We start from the raw sequence: 18352 nt of genomic DNA, 5'->3' as shown, positions 1-18352 counted from the left end.
CTCGGCCCAGCCAGGCTCCACCCTCCCGCGACGTCAGGGTCAAGTGGGAAGCTGTCGGACGGCAGGTAGGTGCAAGGGGCAGGCAGACAGCAGGGGGAGGAACCCGGGTGGGCGGCACCAGTTCCGCGGCACGTGAGACCGCACGTCCCGCCACGACCGGCCGGAGAGGTGCCGTCGTAGCCGCCCTGATGCTCTCCATGGCGCTGGCGGCGCTCGACGCCACCATCGTCTCGACCGCCGTCCCGCAGATCGTCGGGGACCTCGGCGGTTTCTCCGTCTTCTCCTGGCTGTTCTCCGGCTACCTGCTGGCCGTGACCGTCACCCTGCCCGTCTACGGCAAGCTCTCCGACACCTTCGGCCGCAAACCGGTCCTCGTCGCGGGCTCGGTGGTGTTCCTCGTCGGCTCCCTGCTGTGCGCGCTGGCCTGGAACATGGGGGCGCTCATCGCCTTTCGCATCGTGCAGGGGCTGGGCGGCGGCGCGCTCCAGGGCACCGTGCAGACGCTCGCCGCCGACCTCTACCCGCTGAAGGACCGTCCCAAGATCCAGTCGAAGCTGTCCACGGTGTGGGCGGTCTCGGCGGTCGCAGGCCCGGGTCTCGGCGGTGTGCTCGCCGCCTACGCGGACTGGCGCTGGATCTTCCTGGTGAATCTGCCGATCGGCGCGGTCGCGCTGTGGCTGATCGTCCGTCACCTCCACGAGCCGGAGCGCGAAACGGGCACGCACGCGCGCGTGGACTGGGCCGGCGCCCTCGCGGTGTTCGCCTGCGGCGGCGTGCTGCTCACGGCCCTGGTGCAGGGCGGGGTGGCGTGGCCGTGGCTGTCGGCGCCCTCACTCGCCCTGTTCGGTACGGGACTTGCCCTGGTCGCTGTCGTGGTGGTGGTGGAGCGCCGGGCCGCGGAGCCGATCATCCCGGGCTGGGTGTGGCGGCGCCGTACGATCGCCGCGGTCAATCTGGCCCTGGGCGCGCTGGGCCTGCTGATGGTGGCGCCGACGGTGTTCCTGCCCACGTACGCCCAGTCGGTGCTGGGCCTCGCGCCCGTGGCCGCCGGATTCGTGCTCTCGGTATGGACGTTGAGCTGGCCCGTGTCGGCGGCGCTGAGCCAGCACGTGTACCGCAGGATCGGCTTCCGCAACACCGCGATGCTGGGCATCGGAGCGGCCGCGCTGATCCTGTTCGCGTTCCCGTTCCTGCCGTACCCGGGACAGGCCTGGCAGCCGACCCTGCTGATGCTGCTGCTCGGCGCCGCGCTGGGACTGTTCCAGTTGCCGCTGATCGTCGGTGTGCAGTCGACGGTGGGATGGGCGGAGCGCGGCACGACCACCGCGTCCGTGCTGTTCTGCCGCCAGACCGGCCAGACGATCGGCGCGGCGGTCTTCGGCGCGGTCGCCAACGGGGTGCTGGCCGCCCGGCTCGGCGGTGCGGGCGACCTCGACTCGGTGACCCGGGCCCTCGACTCGGGCATCGCGCCGGAGGCGACCCGGCGGGCGATCTCCGACGCGGTGCACGCGGTCTACCTGGGCGCGTCCTGCGCGGCGGCACTGGCGTTCCTGGTGCTGCTCTTCCTCGCGCCCCGGAAATTCCCGGTGCTCGGGGACTGACCGTACGTATCCTCCCGCCCATGCTGACCTTGGAACGGCTCCGGGCCGATCACGCGGACGCCCTGATGGTCTTCGAGCGGGAGAACCGGGCGTACTTCGCGCGCACGGTGCCGGACCGCGGGGACGCCTACTTCACCGCGGAGGGGTTCGCCGAAAACCTGCGGGCGCTCCTCGCCGAGCAGCACGCGGGCGTGTGCCGCTTCCATGTCGTCCTGGACGAGGCGGGGAACCTGGTCGGCCGGGTGAACCTGCTCGACCTGGCGGACGGCTGCGCCGAACTCGGCTACCGGATAGGCGAACGGGCCGCGGGCCGGGGCGTGGCGACGGCGGCCGTCGCGCAGGTGTGCCGTCTGGCCGCCTCCGACTACGGGCTGACGTCCCTCACCGCGCGGACCACCCTGGACAACCTGGCCTCCATGACCGTCCTGGCCCGCAACGGCTTCACCCGCGTCGAGGACACCACCGTGGGCGGCCGCCCCGGAGTCCGCTTCGAACGCCGCCACCTGTGACGACGCGCCGTCCACCGACCCGCCCGAAATCCGGGTTAATGCGGGTAACACCCGAGGTCAGCGTAGTAAGCGCGTACCGACCGATCAGTTTGGCGAAACCCTCGCGTACACCCGGTACCGCGAAGTAACGTGCGTGGCTCGCCCCCCAACTCCCTGCGGTCCGCCGCACCGGATCCAACCCGCGCAAGGAGCAACGGGATGTCCTACGACCCGCCGCCACCGTCCTACCCGTATCGACCGCCGGATTCCTCCCCCTCCTACGACGCCTACCCCTGGCTGCCGCAGCAGCCGCCCGAGCCGCCCGAACCGGCCGGGCGGCGCCCTCAGCGCCACACCGCGCTCGGGCACCACAGCGACCTGCGGCTGCTGCGCAGCGCCTACCGCTGGCAGCGGCGCGTGGCCACGCTCACGGCGCTCGGCTACTTCGTCCTGTTCCTGGTCCTGTCGGCGTTCGCACCGTCGTTCATGACGAGCACGGTCACCGACGGCCTGCCCACCGGTCTGCTGCTCGCGCTCGTCCAGGTCCCCGTGACCTGGCTGGCGATCGTCCTGTACGAGCAGACGGCCCGCCGCCGCGTCGACCCGATCGCGGACCGGATACGCAAGCAGGCCGAACTGGACGCCAGGCGGGAGGGAACACGGTGACCACAGAGTTCAGCGGCAACGCCCAGGCGATGTCGCTCGTGGGCTTCACATCGGTGGCCACGATCACGCTGCTGCTGTGCGTGATGACGGGCCCGGACCGGGACGACCTCGACGAGTTCTACACCGGCTACAGCTCCCTGTCCCCCATGCGCAACGGCCTGGCGATCGCCGGGGACTACATCTCCGCCGCGACCGTCCTCGGCACGGGCGGTGTGATCGCCCTGTTCGGCTACGACGGGACCGTCCTGGCCCTCAGTACGGCGCTGTCCCTGATGCTGCTGATGTTCCTGCTCGCCGAACCGCTGCGCAACGCGGGCCGGTTCACCATGGGTGACGCGTTGGCCCGCCGTATGCCGGGACGCGGTGTCCGTATCGCGGCCTGTGCGGTGACCCTGGCGGCGCTGCTGCCGCTGATGCTGGTGCAGTTGGCGGGGACCGGGCAGCTGATGGCGTTCATCCTCGGCTTCTCCGGGGAGTCGTTGCAGACGGGCTGCATCATCGGCGTGGGCGCGCTGATGATCAGTTACGCGGCGATCGGCGGGATGAAGGGCACCGCCCTCATCCAGATCCTGAAGATCGTGATGCTGCTCGGCTCGGGCACGGTGGTGGCGGTGCTGATCCTGCACCGGTTCGACTGGGATCCGGGGGCCCTGTTCAACGCGGCCGCCGCCAAGAGCGGTGTGGGCTCGGCGTTCCTGTCCTCGGGGCTCCAGTTCGCGAGCGGCCCCAGCCCCGACCTGGACATGATCACCGCGCAACTGACGGTCGTCCTCGGGGGCGGCGTACTGCCGCACGTCACCATGCGCATGTACACGGCCTCCAGTGCCCGGCAGGTGCGGAGGTCGATGTCCTGGGCGGTGTCGGGCGTGGCACTGTTCGTGCTCGTCATCACGGTCGTCGGGTTCGGCGCGACGGCGCTGGTCGGGCGGGCGCTGATCGCGCAGGTGGACCCGCAGGGCAACACGGCCTATCTGCTGGGCTCCCAGGCGGCGTTCGGCTCCGACGTGTCGACGGCGGAGACGTTCCTGTTCACGACCGTCACCACAGCGGTCTTCCTCACGCTGCTCGCCTCGGTCGCCGGGATGATCCTCGCCTGCGCCAACTCCCTCGCGCACGACGTGTTCGCGGCCCGGGTGCGGGAGATGTCACCGCGCCGCGAGATGGCGCTGGCCCGCCTCTCGGCGCTGGCGGTGGGCATCCCGGCGATCCTGCTGGCCACGCTCGTCCAGCATCGCAGCCTGCAACCCCTGGTGACGCTGTCCTTCTGCCTGGGCGCCTCGGCCATCGCGCCCGCACTGGTCTACAGCCTCTTCTGGCGCCGCTACACCCGGACGGGCCTGCTCAGCACCCTCATCGGCGGCTCGCTGGCGGTCCTGCTGCTGATGCCGGGCACCAACCTGGTCTCCGGCTCGCCCGTCTCCGCCTTCCCCGACGCCGACTTCAACTGGTTCCCGTTCACCACCACGGGCCTGCTCTCCATCCCCCTGGGCTTCGCCTGCGGCTGGCTGGGCACGCTGGCCTCGGGCCGCCGCAAGTCGGAGGAACAACGCCACGAGTACGAGGCGGTGGAGAGCTGGATCCTGGCAGGCGCGGTGCGCAGGAATCGCTGACGCCGCGGGCAGGCGGCCGGCAGCAGCGTCGGCACCGCGTGCGGCTCGGCCGGTGGCGTCGGCACCGCGCCCTGGTTGATCGACTACGACGCCCCATCGGCCTCAGAAGCAGCAGCCAGTCGCCGACAGGCGACCACACCGCACCCTGGTCAGCCGATGACCGGCGGCGCCGACACCCAGCCATCGGTCCGTGGCCCGCGGCGGCGCCGACGGGCGGACGACGCGCCGACGCGCGGCGCCCGACGGCACCCCCGCCGTCACCCGCCCCGCCCACACCGCAGGCCACGCCTCACTCCGTCCTCGCCCTCCCCGCCCACGCCGTCAGGCTGGCGTGTACGCGGTCGATGTGTGCCCGTACGTCGTCCGCGCGCTCGGCGTGTTCGCGCAGCACTCGTTGCGTCTCCCGTTCGACGGACTGCGCGTGGCCGCGGGCCTCGGCGAGCAGCTCCTCGGCGCGCGCGGCTGCTTCCTCCTGCTGCTGCCGCGCGGAGTCGTCGGCGTCGGCGAAGGCCTGCTCGGCCTCGGTCAGCGCGTCCTCGGCGCGTGCCACCGCTTCCGCGTGGTGGGCGTCCAGCACGACGGCCCGGGCGGCGTCCTCCTCGTCCAGCTCCGCCCACCGCTCGGCGTGTTCCTTCGCCTGCTCGGCCAGCATCCCGGAGGTGCGCTGCCGCATCTCCCGCAACGCGGCCAGCGCCTCGCCCCGCTGCTCCTTCGCCTCACACTCGGCCGCGGCCCGGATCTCGTCGGCCTCGGCGTGCGCCGCCAGCAGCCGCTGCCGGGCGCGTTCGTCGGCGTCGGCGCGTACGGCATCGGCGTACTCCTGCGCGGACTCGCGCACGCCGGTCGCGGACGCGCACGCCCCGTCCACCAGGTGCCGCGCCTCACCCCGCGCCTCCTCCCGCACGGCCGCCGCTTCCTCCCGGCCGAGTTCCAAGAGCCGCTGCGCCCGCTCCCCGAGCGACTCGTAGGTCTGCGGGACCAGGTTCGCGACGGCCTCCCGCAGCCGTTCCAGTTCCGCGTCCATCTGCCGGGCGAGCACCGTCAGCCGGGCGGCCCTCTCCCAGGCCGCGTCACGGGCCTCGGAGAGGGCCTCGGCGTACTCGTCGACCTGCTCGGGACGGTAACCGCGTCCCCGCACGGCCTGGAAGCCGTGCGGGGACGCCGATGCGCTGCTCATGCTGGGGCCCCTCTCCACCACGCCGACGCGCGATCGAGCACGAAACGGGAAGATTTCGCGCACATCTTGGTGGATCAGGCAGAAGTGTTCATAACGCGACACTCCGCACAGAGGTCACGGGCCCCGGCCCGGCCGTACGGCCGTCAGCCCCACGTGGTGCCCGCGGGCTCCTTGATGGTCGTGTTGATGCGGTTGAACATGTTCGTGACCGAGACGGTCAGGATCAGCGCGGAGATCTCCTTCTCGTCGAAGTGGTCGGCCACCTCGTCCCACAGCGCGTCCGGAACCGACTCCTCCGACAGATCCGGGAGCCGCGTCGTCGCCTCCGTCAGCTTCAGCGCGGCGCGCTCGGCGTCCGAGAAGAACGGCGCGTGCCGCCAGGCCGCCACGGCCCCGATGCGCTCCTCGCTCACCCCGGCCTTGCGGAGATTGGCGGTGTGCCCGTGCACACAGGCACCGCAGCCGTTGATCTGACTGGCCCGCAGCCCGACGATCTCCGCCACGTCCTGCCGAAGGCCTCCCTCCCCGATCGCCTGGAAGAGCGTGCCGATGCCCTTCATCGCGCCGGGAAGGACGTACGCCGGGTTGGTCATCCGTGCCTGCATGATCTCTGCCTCCTGCGTCGGCGGTGAATCGCTGTCACCGCACTGACGGAACGGCGAAGGAAGATGTGACAGCCCGGCACGAAAAAGCCGGGCCCGGCGGTCCTGCGACCGACCCGACCCGGCTCATCGGGACACATCAGCGGCGGCGCGTCACAGCAGCCCGTCCCACATCTGCTCCAGCAGCACCGACCACCAGCTCTCCGGCGACCCGAGCGCCGCCGGGTCGAGCGCGGCCAACTGCGCCTGGAAGTCGACGGTCCACCGGCCCGCCTGCTCCTGGTTCAGCCCGAACCGCAGCCGCCACATCCGCCCGAGCAGCGCCAGGCAGCGCGCGAACTCCGGCAGCCCGGTGTTCACGAACTGCGGCGGTACGGGCGCCCCGCCCGGCCCCGCCTCCACCGGCACGGCGACGATGTTGGCCGTGCCGTACTGCACGCAGATCGCCTTGCCGAAGTCGCTGCCCATCACCAGGTAGGAGCCCGCGTCCGGGGCCGGCTGCACACCGCGCTCGGCCGCCAGCTCCGCCAGCGTCGGCACGGGCCGGCCAGGCTGCGCCTGCGCCCAGAAGAAGGGGCCCATGTCCATCGGCAGGCCCGCCGCCACCAGCGTGTGCGCCACGACCGGCGGCACGCCCTGCCGGGACACGGCGGCCTGCTCGAACCGGAACACCCCCGGCCCGAACGCGGCACCCAGCTCCTGCGCGATGCCCTCCGGCGGAATCGGCGGCACCGCCTGCACCGGCGGCAACGGCGCCCGCACCGGAGCCGGCCGCGCCGGGCCGTCCGCCACCTGGTGCAACTCACCCTGGTGAGCCAGCAGTTGCTGCATGCCCTGCTGCCGGCTCGCGTGGTCCGTACCGTACGGCGCGATGCTCGTGATCCGCGCCTGCGGCCACTGCTCCCGGATCATCCGCGCGCAGTACGCACCCGGCAGCTCGCACGACTCCAGCTCGGTGTGGAGCTCCAGCACCTGGTCCGGCGGCACGTTCATGGCCCGCAGCTCGTGGAAGATCTGCCACTCCGGATGCGGCGTACCCGGCGCCGAACGCCGGATCAGCTGCTGCTCGGAACCGTCCTGCGCGCGGTAGCGCAGCACGGCCTGGTAGCCGGGGCCGACCGTCGGCTGCCCGGCGGGCTGCTGCGGATAGCCGTACGCCGGCGGCTGCCCGGGAGCGGGCTGACCGGGCGGCGGCATCGCGCCGGGCGGCATCCCACCCGGGGGCATGGCGCCGGGCGGCATCCCACCGGGCGGCATCGCACCCGGCATGGCGCCTGGCGGTGGCACCGGCGGCGCACCGGGCGCGCCAGGAGCGCCCGGGGCAGCGGGTGGTGCGCCGGGGGCCTGCGGCGGGGGAGGCACGCCGGGGCCACCCGCCGGCGGCCTGGCCAGCATGGTCTCCGCGTGGTGCACGGGACCGGGGCCGCCGGGAGCACCCGGGGCGCCAGGGGCACCCGGCGCACCAGGTGGCTGGGGGGTCCCAGGCGCACCAGGTGCACCAGGCGCGCCCGGAGGAGCCGGAGGCGGCGGCGCACCCGGACCCACCCGACCGGGATCGGCAAGCATCGTCGCGGCATGGTGGACACCGCCCGGCGGCGTACCACCAGGGGCACCGGGCGGGTTCGGAGCGCCCGGAGGCTGTGGCGCACCGGGCGGGTTCGGCGCGCCAGGCGGGTTCGGCGCGCCAGGAGGACCCGGCGGCTGCTGCGGAGGCAGCGGCGCACCCGCGCCCTCGCTGCCGGGCCCTCCCGGGCCTCCAGGGCCCCCGGGCCCCTCCGGCCCGAGCGCCGACACGAGCTGCGTAGGCACGTAACCACCCGCCGGAGTACCAGGCGCCCCGGGCCCCGACGGCGGAGGCGTACCGCCCGGCCGCGCACCCGGAGCCCCGGGGGCGCCCGGCGGAGGCGGCGTCGTCGGACCCGCACCCCGCCCACGGCCCGGCGGCGGAGTCGTCTTGCCGGTCGCGGCTTCGGCGATGTCCCCGGCGTTCGGCGCGAGCGGCCGCTCAGAATCGCCCGGCCCGGCCGGCGGCTGCGGCACACCCGCGGGACCCGCGGGCCCGGAAGCCGCCGCGCCCCCCGCAGAACCCGCAGACCCACCGTCGGCCCCCTGCGGATACCCGTACGGCTGCCCGCCCGGCACAGGCGGAGGCGTACTGCCGTGCGGCACACCACCGGACGGCGTACCCGGCACACCGGCAGCCGGAGCAGCACCCGCCCCCGCACCACCCTGCGCGCCCGGATCGTCGATCGCCGGTGAGACCGCCGTCGGAGGAAGCCGGCTGCCGCCCGACATCAGCGCCGTCTTGGCATCGGGCGTCACCGGCGGCGGCGTGTCACCGTCGGACTCGCCCAGCGGCGGCGCGAAGACCGTCGCGGGCAGCGGTACGGAACGGTCGTCACCGGCATCGCCGTTGGTGTCCGTACCGGCCCAGGGCGTGGCCCCGGCAGGCGCACCCGGCGCCTCCGCTCCCACCCCGGAGTCACTCCCCGACTCGCTCCCCACGGCAGCGGGCCAGGCGGCACCGGAAGCGGAATCACCAGCCCCAGCACCGGCAGGAGCAGAGGCCGACGCGGCACCCGCACCCGCCCCGCCGCGCCGATCCGGAATCCCAAGCTTGTCCGCCGCGTCCTGCAACCACTCCGGCGGAGTCAGCAGGAAGGACGTCTGGTTCAGATCCACCCGGGCCGCGGGAGCCGGCGCCGGCTCCTCCGCCGTGTCCGGACGGCCGTACTCCTCCTCGTACCGGCGGATCACCTCACCCACCGGCAGCCCGGGCCACAGCGTCGCCTCACCGCTGTCCCGCGCGATCACCAGCCGCTGCGCGCCGCCGTCCGACCGCGGCCCGTCCGACCGGTCCTCGGCCCACACCACGAAACCGAGGTCGAACTCCCGCACCCGCACCTCACGATGCTGGTACGACGGCACGTCCCCGTTGATCCACTCTTCCGCGCGCTCCTGCGCCTGCGCGAAGGTCACCATCGTCGAAGTCACTCCCCCACGGCCGAGGACGACACCGCACCCACCGGCACCACACGCGCGAACCCGCCGTCCACCATCAGGTTCGCCACCGTCTCCAACTCCGGCGGATCACCGGCCAGCCGCGACAGGAAGACGTCGAAGTCGTCCCCGCACGGCAGCAGCAACCGCTCCACCCGCTCCGCCGGCGGCAGCGAGGGATCCACGTCCCGGGCGTCGTCGTACGCGCAGAACCACACCGAACCGATCCGCTCGCCCTTCACCTTCACGGCCAGCAACCCGCCCTGGACGAAAGCGATCCCCAGGTAGTCCTTCGTCAGATGGTCACGCAGACACTTGTTGACGTACACCAGGTCGTTGACGGCCGCCTCGTCCCGCACCGTGAAGAACGGCTGGTCGATCAGCAGCCCCAACTCCGCGTCCAGCGCGGCACCCACCGGCGCACAACCCCCCGCCGCCTTCAGGAACGACCGGTACGGACCCGGCAACCGGTAACCGAGGTCCTCCTCAGCCCCCTGCACCTGCGACTCCGTCACCGCCACGCCCGACTTCGGCAGCCCGAAGTGCGCCGGACGCGTCTCCTGCAACGGCCGCGTGCCCCGCTTGGACTGGTCGACGCCCGACGTCGCCACGCCACCGTGGTGCCGCAGCAACGCCTTCACCTCGACCGGGACCAGCTCCAACCGCCGCGTACCCACCACGTGGTGCCACGTCCAGCCGTGCGGCGTCGCCACCGCAGGCACCGTGTCCCACAACTCGTGCCCGGACGCCGACAGCGCCATGTTCGCCGACACGTAGTCCGTCAGCCGCAACTCGTCGACGCCGAAACCCTCCGGCGGCTCCGCGATCTCCGCCGCCGCACGCGCGTAGGGCGAGAAGTCGGGGTAACCACGCTCGTCGACCCGTACCCCTCTCGGGTGACGCGCCGCCCGGACCGGATCCGGGAAATGCACGACCTGCCCGGCGTAGGCCGCGTTCGGCGGCGCGGCTTGTCCCCCGGCCTGGCGGCCGGGAGGTGCCCCCAGCCCGAGCCGACCTGTCGTCATGGCGGTTGCCCCCTGCGGCACTCTGTACGACCCGTATTGACCACCCTTGGCGCACTACGGCCCGTATCGACTGTCACGTCTGTCCGTCTCGACTGTCCGTCTCGACTTCTCTGCGCTTCCCTGCACCCGCCGACCCCGTGGATCACCCTCCGGTTCACTGCATCGATCTCCGAACGGATCACCGCATGGCCCGCGGTGCCGACAGCCTATGCGGTACGACGACACCGGTCACCGGCACCGGTCGGCGGCCCCTCCGCATCCGTGACCAGCCGTCACCCCACCGTGACGGCACGCCCCGGTACGGGCGTGTCACCGCGCCCCAGCTTCCGCACCAGCCACGCCATTTGGCAGTCTGTGACCCCCGGGGGGATGCACGGAGGGGAATACGATCATGAACGCGACACAGACGGGACCACACACCGGCAGGTCCGCCGACCCGCGAAACGGCGACCCGCGAGGCGGCGACCCCCGCATCGGCTGGAGCGCCACCGAAGCGGCCCCCGCCCCCGTCCTCCACCACCGCCGCGACGGCATCCTCCCCACCGTCGCCGCCGCCCTCTCCGTCCGCGGCGCCACCCTCACCGGCACCGCCGCCCGCGGCGACACACCCCCCGCCCTGCACCCCCTCGTCCAGGACTTCCTGGACACCCTCACCAGCGCCCAGCGCGACCGCTTCACCGGCCGCTGCGCCGAGACCATCCTCATCTCCCGGCACATCACCGCCGCCGACGCCGCCCGCAGCAAACGCGCCGCCCGCAAACCCATGACCAACGGCGAGGCCCGCAAAGCCCTCAAGCAGGCCAAACTCACCGCCCGCCGCATCCGCGAGGACGGCGACCCCCTCCACGGCAGCTTCGCCACCCCCTGCCGCGCCTGCACCGCGCTCAGCGCCCACTTCGGCGTCCGCATAGTCGACCCGGCCGCCACGACCGGCTGACACGCCACACACACCGAAAGCACCACGCCGCACCACCACCCCGCACCACGGCCCGCCCCACACGCCCCATGACCTCGACGAGACGAAGGGCAGATGCACACCGACCGCACGTCCACCACCCGCTTCGCCGTACAAGTCGACGCCGCCCTGCGCGCCGCCGGCTGGCAACCCGGACGCTGGGACATCAAGCAGGCCGAGATCTGGGCCGACGCCCTGCGCGACCACGTCTCACCCGCCGGCCACCGCCACACCGTCTTCCCCGCGGCCGTCGAGGCCTGGGCCGAGTTCGGCGGACTCCACATCACCCCCACCGGCCCCGGCCGCCAGGTCGCCCCCGCCAACCTCCACCTCGACCCGCTGCACGGGCTCCACATGGCCCGCACCCTCGGCGACCTCGGCCGCGCCCTCGGCACCGAGGTCTGCCCCCTCGGCGCCGAAACCGACAACCAGGCCCTCCTCGCCATCGACACCGAAGGCCGCGTCTACACCCTCGACCACACCGGCGACTGGTACCTCGGACCCCACATCGACCAGGCCCTGTCCACCCTCATCGCCGGCACGGAACCCACCCGCCTGACAACCGGCTGACGACGACAAAGGCAACCGGCCCTACGGCAAACGGCACATGGGCACCACCGTGGGGCTACGACGCCGGAATCACCGCCGACACCCGAAAACCCCCCGCGTCCGTCGGCCCGGACACGAACACCCCACCCAGCGCGGCAACCCGCTCCTTCATCCCCACCAGCCCGTTCCCCCCGGACGGCAACCGCGCCGACGACGCCGCCGCCTCCGGCGGCTCGTTCTCCACCTGCATCGCGATCTCCGACACCCGATGCGCCAACCGCACATACGTCTTCGCCCCGGCCGCGTGCTTGTGGACGTTCGTCAACGCCTCCTGCACCACCCGGTACGCCGTCTGCTCCACCTCCGGCGCATACGACCGGGCATCCCCCTCCACCGTCAGATCGACCACCATCCCCGCCGCGGCCGACTGCCCGACCAGCTCCTCGATCTCCGCCAGACACGGCCCCTCGTCATCAGCGGCCCGCGAAGCCGCCGCCGCGGCAGCCACCCCCACCGCCGCCAGCGGCACCGAAGCGGCACGCTCACGCCGCTCGCCCCCGCCACTGCGCAGCACCCCGAGCATCTCCCGCAGCTCGGTCAGCGCCTGCCGCCCCATGTCCCCCACCAGCGCGGCATTCTTGACGGCCTTCTCAGGATCCTTCCGCGCCACAGCCTGAAGCGCGGCGGCATGCACGACCATCAGACTCACCCGGTGCGCGACGACGTCGTGCATCTCCCGGGCGATCCGGGTCCGCTCCTCGTTCCGGGCCCACTCGGCCCGCTCCTCCGCCCGCTCCGCGAGCAGCTGGAGCTCCCGCTCCAGACTGTCCGCCCGCTCCCGCAGGCTCTCCATCAGACGCCGCCGGGCCCCCACGTACAGGCCCAGCAGCACCGGGGGCGCCGTGAAGCCCAGCGACATCGTGATCGCCGCGAAGGGCACGAACCAGTCGCCCAGGTCCAGGTCCCCCCGGACCATGTCCTGCCGCGTCTTCACGAACGTCACGATGAGCGTCCCCACCAGCGACATCCCCGCCAGCGAGGCGATGATCCGCCGGGGCAGCTCGGCCGCGGCCAGCGTGTACAGGCCGACCACGCCCATCAGGAAACCCATCTCGGCCGGCGTGATGGCGATCGAGACCAGCACGACGGCGATCGGCCAGCGCCGCCGCACCAGCAGCACGGAACCGGCCACCAGCCCGAACACGACCCCCGCCGACGCCGGAATCCCGGCGTCCCTGGCGAAGGGGATCCCCTCCAGCCCGCACTCCAGCGCGGACACCACGGCCAGACTCACATCGAAGACGGCACTACGCCGTCTGGCCCACCACCACGGCCCTCCCCGGGCCGTCACATGGTCTTCCCCCGTCGCGGTCATGCCTCCAGCCTACGGGCGCCCCCAGCCGGTTTTCCGGCGAGTTTCCCGGACTCGCCCACACCACACTCCGTGACCGTTCGGCTGCGATACGGCCCGATATCCCTCGAACTGCTGAATCGCTCACCGTTCGATCCCGGAGCCCTCCATTCCGCCCGGACGGTATGCCTATGACACATGCCACCGGCAAATACGCCCACTTCGAGGGACTGCGGGTACGGGCACTGCCTGGGCGCGCGCCGGCTCGACAGACGGTGTGATCTGCGACCGACTGCACGTCGACAACAACGACATCCTCAACCGCCTGCTGGAGGGCGAGCCACCACCGGAGTGGACGAAGCGCCCGAACGCGAAGGACGACCTCCGGGAAAGGGCCAGGGAGCTACGGCTCCAGGGTTGGACCTACGACCAGATCCAAGTGGAGCTGGGGTGCTCCAAGAGTTCGATCTCGCTGTGGGGGCGGGATCTGCCGAGGCCGGAGCGGCGGCAACGGACCCGGGAGGAAGCCTCGGCGATCGCGAAGCGGGGTTGGGAAGCCAAGCTGCGGCTACGCGAGGAGGAACGCCAGCGAACCAGAGCAGTGGCAACACGCGAGATCGAGCACTTGAGCGATCGTGAACTGTTCCTGGTCGGCGTGGGCCTCTATTGGGCCGAGGGCGCGAAAAGCAAGCCGTACCGTCGGCAAGAACGCGTGATCTTCGTGAACAGCGACCCTGGCATGATCACGGTCTTCCGGGCCTGGCTCGACCTACTCGGCGTAGAACGGGAACGTCTGAAGTTCGCCGTGCATGTCCACGAGAGTGCCGACGTAGCGGGCGCCGAGCAGTTCTGGGCCGACCACGTGGGTATCGATCGAGCTGCGCTCCTGAAGACTACGCTCAAGAAGCACAGCCCCAGCACGAACCGGAAGAACACCAATGAGGGGTACTACGGCTGTCTCCGTGTCGATGTACGCCGCGGAGCAGACCTATACCGTCGCATCGAAGGCTGGTGGTGGGGCATAGTAGGGGAGGCTCAGTCGCGCACTCCGCGAACGGCTGTCTGACTGGGCTTGCCATCCGCCGTGGTGTAAGTGGCAGCACTGGGTCTTTTGGTGTCCTCAGTCCGGGTTCGAGTCCTGGCGGCGGAGCAAAGCTCGGTTCGGGTCCTGACTGGCAAGCCGTTAGTCAGGACCCGCACCCATCTCCCCCACAAAACCCCCCGGTATCCTGCGGATGTCACCCCACCCCATCCACAGCCGAAGGGCATCCCGTGAGCGCCAACCGCCCGGCAGCCGTCGTCGTTCTCGCAGCGGGTGAGGGCACCCGTATGAAGTCGGCCACACCCAAGGTCCTGCACGAGCTCTGCGGCCGCAGTCTCGTGGGACACGTGCTCGCCGCCGCGGGCGAGCTGCACCCCGAGAACCTGGTCGTCGTGGTCGGCCACGCCCGTGAGAAGGTCACCGCCCACCTCGGCGAGATCGCCCCGGACGTCCGCACCGCCGTGCAGGCCGAGCAGAACGGCACGGGGCATGCCGTACGGATGGGACTGGAGGCGCTCGGCGGGGCGGTCGACGGGACGGTCGTCGTCGTGTGCGGGGACACTCCCCTGCTGACCGGCGAGACGCTCCGGGCCCTCTCCGCCACCCATTCGGAAGACGGCAACGCGGTCACCGTGCTGACCGCCGAGGTGCCGGACGCGACCGGCTACGGCCGGATCGTGCGGGACGACTCGGGCGCCGTGACGGCGATCGTGGAGCACAAGGACGCCACCGACGCCCAGCGGTCGATCCGTGAGATCAACTCGGGGGTGTTCGCGTTCGACGGGCAGCTGCTCGCCGACGCGCTGAAGAAGGTGCGCACGGACAACAGCCAGGGCGAGGAGTACCTGACCGACGTCCTGGGGATCCTGCGCGAGGCCGGGCACCGGGTCGGGGCGTCCGTCGCGGGCGACCACCGCGAGATCGCCGGCATCAACAACCGTGTGCAGCTCTCCGAGGCCCGTCGCATTCTCAACGACCGGCTGCTCACCGAGGCCATGCTGTCCGGTGTGACGGTCATCGACCCGGCGACCACGTGGATCGACGTCGCCGTCACGTTCGAGCAGGACGCCGTCGTGCACCCGGGCACGCAGCTGCACGGGTCGACGCACATCGGTGAGGGCGCGGAGGTCGGGCCCAACTGCCGGCTGACCGACACCCGTGTCGGTGCGGGTGCGCGGGTCGACAACGCCGTGGCCGTGGGTGCGGAGGTGGGGCCCGGGGCGAGCGTCGGGCCGTACGCGTATCTGCGTCCGGGGACGCGGCTCGGCGCCAAGGGCAAGATCGGGACGTACGTCGAGACGAAGAACGCGTCGATCGGTGAGGGGACGAAGGTGCCTCACCTCTCCTATGTCGGGGACGCGACGATCGGTGAGCAGACGAACATCGGTGCCGCGAGCGTGTTCGTGAACTACGACGGCCAGGAGAAGCACCACACGACGATCGGTTCGCATTGCCGTACCGGCTCGGACAACATGTTTGTGGCGCCTGTCACGGTCGGGGACGGCGCGTACACCGCCGCCGGGTCCGTGATCACCAAGGATGTGCCGCCCGGTTCGCTGGCCGTGGCCCGTGGTCAGCAGCGGAATATCGAGGGTTGGGTGGCTCGAAAGCGTCCGGGGAGCGCGGCCGCGAAGGCGGCCGAGGCGGCTTCCCGGGGGTCGGCCGAGGAGGGGTGACCGGAAACCGGTGCCTCAAACACGGCGTACGGTGATAAGTGCACACCCGCACCCCCACCAGCTGAGACGGCCTCTCGCAAGCCGGCTGAGAGGTCTCTCGACACCCAGCTGCGACACCTCTGAGGAGACAGTGCTGTGACCGGGATCAAGACGACCGGCGAGAAGAAGTTGATGTTCTTCTCCGGCCGCGCCCACCCCGAGCTTGCCGAGGAGGTCGCCCAGCAGTTGGGTGTCGGGGTTGTCCCGACGAAGGCCTTCGACTTCGCGAACGGCGAGATCTATGTGCGTTATCAGGAGTCGGCACGTGGTGCCGACTGCTTCCTGATCCAGAGCCACACGGCTCCGATCAACAAGTGGATCATGGAGCAGTTGATCATGATCGACGCGCTGAAGCGTGCGTCGGCCCGCTCCATCACCGTCATCGTGCCGTTCTACGGTTACGCGCGGCAGGACAAGAAGCACCGGGGACGTGAACCGATTTCGGCGCGTCTGATCGCGGACATGATGAAGACCGCGGGCGCCGACCGGATCCTGACGGTGGATCTGCACACGGACCAGATCCAGGGCTTCTTCGACGGTCCGGTGGACCATCTGTTCGCGCTGCCGCTGCTGGCGGACTACGTGGGCCGGAAGGTGGACCGGGAGAAGCTGACGGTCGTGTCTCCGGACGCGGGCCGGGTGCGGGTCGCGGACCGCTGGTGCGACCGGCTGGGTGCGCCGCTGGCGATCGTGCACAAGCGTCGGGACAAGGACGTCGCGAACCAGGTCACCGTCCACGAGGTCGTGGGTGAGGTGAAGGGGCGCGTGTGTGTCCTGGTGGACGACATGATCGACACGGGCGGGACGATCTGTGCCGCGGCGGACGCGCTGTTCGCGCACGGTGCGGAGGACGTCATCGTGACGGCGACGCACGGTGTGCTGTCGGGTCCGGCGGCGGATCGGCTGAAGAACTCGCGGGTGAGTGAGTTCGTGTTCACGAACACGCTGCCGACGCCGGGCGAGCTGAGCGGTGACCTGGACAAGATCTCGGTGCTGTCGATCGCGCCGACGATCGCGAGTGCGGTGCGTGAGGTGTTCGAGGACGGTTCGGTGACGAGCCTGTTCGACGAGCAGTAGGAGCCGCTGGTCGGGGTTCTGTAGATCGTTTTGGGTGCGGCCTCCCTTGCCGAGTAGACTGCTGAAGTTGCTCGGCGAGGGAGGCCGTACCGCTTCTTCAGGAAGCCTGTACGGCGGTCCGTTATCGACGCGCTCTTCGTAGCAGGCCGTTCGTGGCCGGGTGACCACGTCCGTTTCTGACTTCGAGGAGTGAGTATGTCCGAGGTGAAGATCTCCGCCGCGACGCGCACCGAGTTCGGCAAGGGTGCCGCGCGCCGTATCCGTCGTGAAGACAAGGTTCCGGGTGTCCTGTACGGGCACGGTTCGGACCCGCTGCACCTGACCCTGCCGGGTCACGACCTGCTGATGGCGCTGCGTACGCCGAACGTGCTGATCGCGCTGGACATCGACGGCAAGCAGAACGAGCTGGCGATTCCGAAGGCCGTGCAGCGTGACCCGCTGAAGGGCTTCCTGGAGCACGTGGACCTGCAGCTGGTGAAGCGCGGTGAGCAGGTCAACGTCGAGATCTACGTGCACACCGAGGGTGAGCTGGCCCCGGGTGGCAACCTGCTGGAGCACGTGCTGAACGCGCTGCCGGTGGTGGCCGAGGCGACTCACATCCCGGAGTCGGTGACGGTCTCCGTCGAGGGTCTGACGGCGGGTGACTCCATCCTGGCGAAGGACATCCCGCTGCCGAAGGGCACGACGCTGGACGTCGAGGGGGACACGGTGGTTCTCCAGGTCCTGGCCGCGCAGGCCGAGGAGGCCCCGGAGGGCGAGGAAGCGGGCGAAGAGGCCGCCGAGGCCTGATCCTCTTCGTCGTCGTTTCGTCGGCCGCTGTTCCCGTGCGGAGCAGCGGCCGACGCGTATGAAGGAGACATGGACGTGACGACCGATGCCGCTGCTCCCTGGCTGATCGTGGGGCTGGGTAATCCGGGGCCGGAGTACGCGGGGAACCGGCACAACGTGGGTTTCATGGTGGCCGATCTGCTGGCGGGCCGGGTCGGGGGGAGGTTCAAGCGGGCCGGGAAGGCGCAGGCGCAGGTCGTCGAGGGGCGGATCGGGCCGCCGGGGCCGATGAGCCGGCGGGTGATCGTGGCGAAGCCGATGTCGTACATGAATCTGTCGGGTGGGCCGGTGAACGCGCTGCGGGATTTCTACAAGGTGCCGGTCGCCCATGTGGTGGCGATTCATGATGAGTTGGACATCGATTATGGGACGTTGCGGCTGAAGCTGGGCGGCGGGGACAACGGGCACAACGGGTTGAAGTCGATGACGAAGGCGTTCGGGGCGGATTATCACCGGGTGCGGTTCGGGATCGGTCGGCCGCCGGGGCGGATGCCGGTGGCGGATTTCGTGTTGCGGGATTTCTCGTCGGCGGAGCGCAAGGAGTTGGACTACTTCGTTGACCGGGCGGCGGACGCGGTGGAGTGTCTGGTGATCGAGGGGCTGGAGCGGGCGCAAAGCACGTACAACTCCTGACTTGTCACCCACGCGAGTTGACCGGCCGTGCGG

At 71.2% G+C, this 18352-nt stretch carries 15 protein-coding genes, 1 tRNA gene and 1 pseudogene; 12 read left to right on the top strand and 5 right to left on the bottom strand.

The window, feature by feature from the left end; genetic code table 11:
• Nucleotides 1-107 precede the first annotated feature (107 nt).
• From SCNRRL3882_RS24195 to SCNRRL3882_RS24180, 4 genes are all read left to right on the top strand, one after another.
• A complete protein-coding gene (locus tag SCNRRL3882_RS24195; RefSeq protein ID WP_010035160.1) occupies nucleotides 108-1601 on the top strand; it encodes an MFS transporter in 1494 nt (497 codons plus the stop codon).
• Between the two features lie 20 nt (nucleotides 1602-1621).
• Nucleotides 1622-2110 carry a GNAT family N-acetyltransferase gene (locus SCNRRL3882_RS24190; protein WP_010035162.1) on the top strand — a complete coding sequence of 163 codons (489 nt, stop codon included), beginning with the start codon at nucleotides 1622-1624 and terminating at the stop codon, nucleotides 2108-2110.
• A 198-nt stretch (nucleotides 2111-2308) separates the two neighbouring features.
• A complete protein-coding gene (locus SCNRRL3882_RS24185) occupies nucleotides 2309-2755 on the top strand; it encodes a DUF485 domain-containing protein (protein WP_010035163.1) in 447 nt (148 codons plus the stop codon).
• Complete coding sequence (locus SCNRRL3882_RS24180) at nucleotides 2752-4365, top strand: cation acetate symporter (RefSeq protein WP_010035172.1); 1614 nt, start codon at nucleotides 2752-2754, stop codon at nucleotides 4363-4365. Before SCNRRL3882_RS24185 ends, SCNRRL3882_RS24180 begins: the two co-directional genes overlap by 4 nt.
• A gap of 289 nt (nucleotides 4366-4654) precedes the next feature.
• On the opposite strand, the gene SCNRRL3882_RS24175 is transcribed toward SCNRRL3882_RS24180, so the two are convergent.
• The 4 genes from SCNRRL3882_RS24175 to SCNRRL3882_RS24160 all read right to left on the bottom strand — a co-directional run bounded on the left by SCNRRL3882_RS24175 (nucleotide 4655) and on the right by SCNRRL3882_RS24160 (nucleotide 10169).
• Nucleotides 4655-5542 (bottom strand): hypothetical protein, encoded by an 888-nt coding sequence (locus SCNRRL3882_RS24175; protein ID WP_010035179.1) that lies wholly within the window; start codon nucleotides 5540-5542, stop codon nucleotides 4655-4657.
• A 143-nt stretch (nucleotides 5543-5685) separates the two neighbouring features.
• Complete coding sequence (locus SCNRRL3882_RS24170; protein ID WP_010035180.1) at nucleotides 5686-6147, bottom strand: carboxymuconolactone decarboxylase family protein; 462 nt, start codon at nucleotides 6145-6147, stop codon at nucleotides 5686-5688.
• A 150-nt stretch (nucleotides 6148-6297) separates the two neighbouring features.
• Nucleotides 6298-9126 carry an SUKH-4 family immunity protein gene (locus SCNRRL3882_RS24165; protein ID WP_078602752.1) on the bottom strand — a complete coding sequence of 943 codons (2829 nt, stop codon included), beginning with the start codon at nucleotides 9124-9126 and terminating at the stop codon, nucleotides 6298-6300.
• An 8-nt stretch (nucleotides 9127-9134) separates the two neighbouring features.
• Entirely contained in the window at nucleotides 9135-10169 is a 1035-nt protein-coding gene (locus tag SCNRRL3882_RS24160) for an SMI1/KNR4 family protein (RefSeq protein WP_029180840.1), read from the bottom strand.
• Nucleotides 10170-10560: 391 nt separating this feature from the next.
• Between SCNRRL3882_RS24160 and SCNRRL3882_RS24155 the strand changes: the two genes are divergently transcribed.
• Nucleotides 10561-11106, top strand: a complete 546-nt coding sequence (locus tag SCNRRL3882_RS24155; RefSeq protein WP_010035187.1) for a YwqJ-related putative deaminase — start codon at nucleotides 10561-10563, stop codon at nucleotides 11104-11106.
• A gap of 93 nt (nucleotides 11107-11199) precedes the next feature.
• A complete protein-coding gene (locus tag SCNRRL3882_RS24150; RefSeq protein WP_010035188.1) occupies nucleotides 11200-11694 on the top strand; it encodes an SUKH-3 domain-containing protein in 495 nt (164 codons plus the stop codon).
• Between the two features lie 55 nt (nucleotides 11695-11749).
• On the opposite strand, the gene SCNRRL3882_RS24145 is transcribed toward SCNRRL3882_RS24150, so the two are convergent.
• Entirely contained in the window at nucleotides 11750-13048 is a 1299-nt protein-coding gene (locus SCNRRL3882_RS24145; protein ID WP_010035189.1) for a sensor histidine kinase, read from the bottom strand.
• A gap of 167 nt (nucleotides 13049-13215) precedes the next feature.
• Between SCNRRL3882_RS24145 and SCNRRL3882_RS24140 the strand changes: the two are divergent.
• From SCNRRL3882_RS24140 to pth, 6 genes and pseudogenes are all read left to right on the top strand, one after another.
• Nucleotides 13216-14090: pseudogene (locus SCNRRL3882_RS24140) on the top strand (hypothetical protein).
• Between the two features lie 12 nt (nucleotides 14091-14102).
• Nucleotides 14103-14174 (top strand) — tRNA-Gln (locus SCNRRL3882_RS24135).
• Nucleotides 14175-14296: 122 nt separating this feature from the next.
• Entirely contained in the window at nucleotides 14297-15742 is a 1446-nt protein-coding gene (gene glmU, locus SCNRRL3882_RS24130) for a bifunctional UDP-N-acetylglucosamine diphosphorylase/glucosamine-1-phosphate N-acetyltransferase GlmU (RefSeq protein WP_010035193.1), read from the top strand.
• Nucleotides 15743-15877: 135 nt separating this feature from the next.
• Nucleotides 15878-16858, top strand: coding sequence for a ribose-phosphate diphosphokinase (locus SCNRRL3882_RS24125; RefSeq protein ID WP_010035195.1), 981 nt, complete (start codon nucleotides 15878-15880; stop codon nucleotides 16856-16858).
• A gap of 195 nt (nucleotides 16859-17053) precedes the next feature.
• Complete coding sequence (locus SCNRRL3882_RS24120) at nucleotides 17054-17647, top strand: 50S ribosomal protein L25/general stress protein Ctc (protein ID WP_010035199.1); 594 nt, start codon at nucleotides 17054-17056, stop codon at nucleotides 17645-17647.
• A gap of 69 nt (nucleotides 17648-17716) precedes the next feature.
• Nucleotides 17717-18319: an aminoacyl-tRNA hydrolase gene (pth, locus tag SCNRRL3882_RS24115; RefSeq protein WP_010035202.1), complete on the top strand. Its 603-nt coding sequence runs from the start codon at nucleotides 17717-17719 to the stop codon at nucleotides 18317-18319.
• Nucleotides 18320-18352: the final 33 nt, after the last annotated feature.

The organism is Streptomyces chartreusis NRRL 3882, assembly GCF_900236475.1.
Lineage (GTDB): Bacteria > Actinomycetota > Actinomycetes > Streptomycetales > Streptomycetaceae > Streptomyces > Streptomyces chartreusis_D.
This window is presented reverse-complemented; position numbering and strand designations above follow the sequence as displayed.

Excerpts from the sequence above, each read along its gene's own strand:
- SCNRRL3882_RS24150 (WP_010035188.1), top strand. The coding sequence starts at position 11,200 with ATGCACACCGACCGCACGTCCACCACCCGCTTCGCCGTACAAGTCGAC.
- SCNRRL3882_RS24160 (WP_029180840.1), bottom strand. The coding sequence starts at position 10,169 with ATGACGACAGGTCGGCTCGGGCTGGGGGCACCTCCCGGCCGCCAGGCC.
- SCNRRL3882_RS24155 (WP_010035187.1), top strand. The coding sequence starts at position 10,561 with ATGAACGCGACACAGACGGGACCACACACCGGCAGGTCCGCCGACCCG.
- SCNRRL3882_RS24165 (WP_078602752.1), bottom strand. The coding sequence starts at position 9,126 with ATGGTGACCTTCGCGCAGGCGCAGGAGCGCGCGGAAGAGTGGATCAAC.
- SCNRRL3882_RS24170 (WP_010035180.1), bottom strand. The coding sequence starts at position 6,147 with ATGCAGGCACGGATGACCAACCCGGCGTACGTCCTTCCCGGCGCGATG.
- SCNRRL3882_RS24190 (WP_010035162.1), top strand. The coding sequence starts at position 1,622 with ATGCTGACCTTGGAACGGCTCCGGGCCGATCACGCGGACGCCCTGATG.
- SCNRRL3882_RS24185 (WP_010035163.1), top strand. The coding sequence starts at position 2,309 with ATGTCCTACGACCCGCCGCCACCGTCCTACCCGTATCGACCGCCGGAT.
- SCNRRL3882_RS24120 (WP_010035199.1), top strand. The coding sequence starts at position 17,054 with ATGTCCGAGGTGAAGATCTCCGCCGCGACGCGCACCGAGTTCGGCAAG.
- pth (WP_010035202.1), top strand. The coding sequence starts at position 17,717 with ATGGACGTGACGACCGATGCCGCTGCTCCCTGGCTGATCGTGGGGCTG.
- SCNRRL3882_RS24145 (WP_010035189.1), bottom strand. The coding sequence starts at position 13,048 with ATGACCGCGACGGGGGAAGACCATGTGACGGCCCGGGGAGGGCCGTGG.
- SCNRRL3882_RS24175 (WP_010035179.1), bottom strand. The coding sequence starts at position 5,542 with ATGAGCAGCGCATCGGCGTCCCCGCACGGCTTCCAGGCCGTGCGGGGA.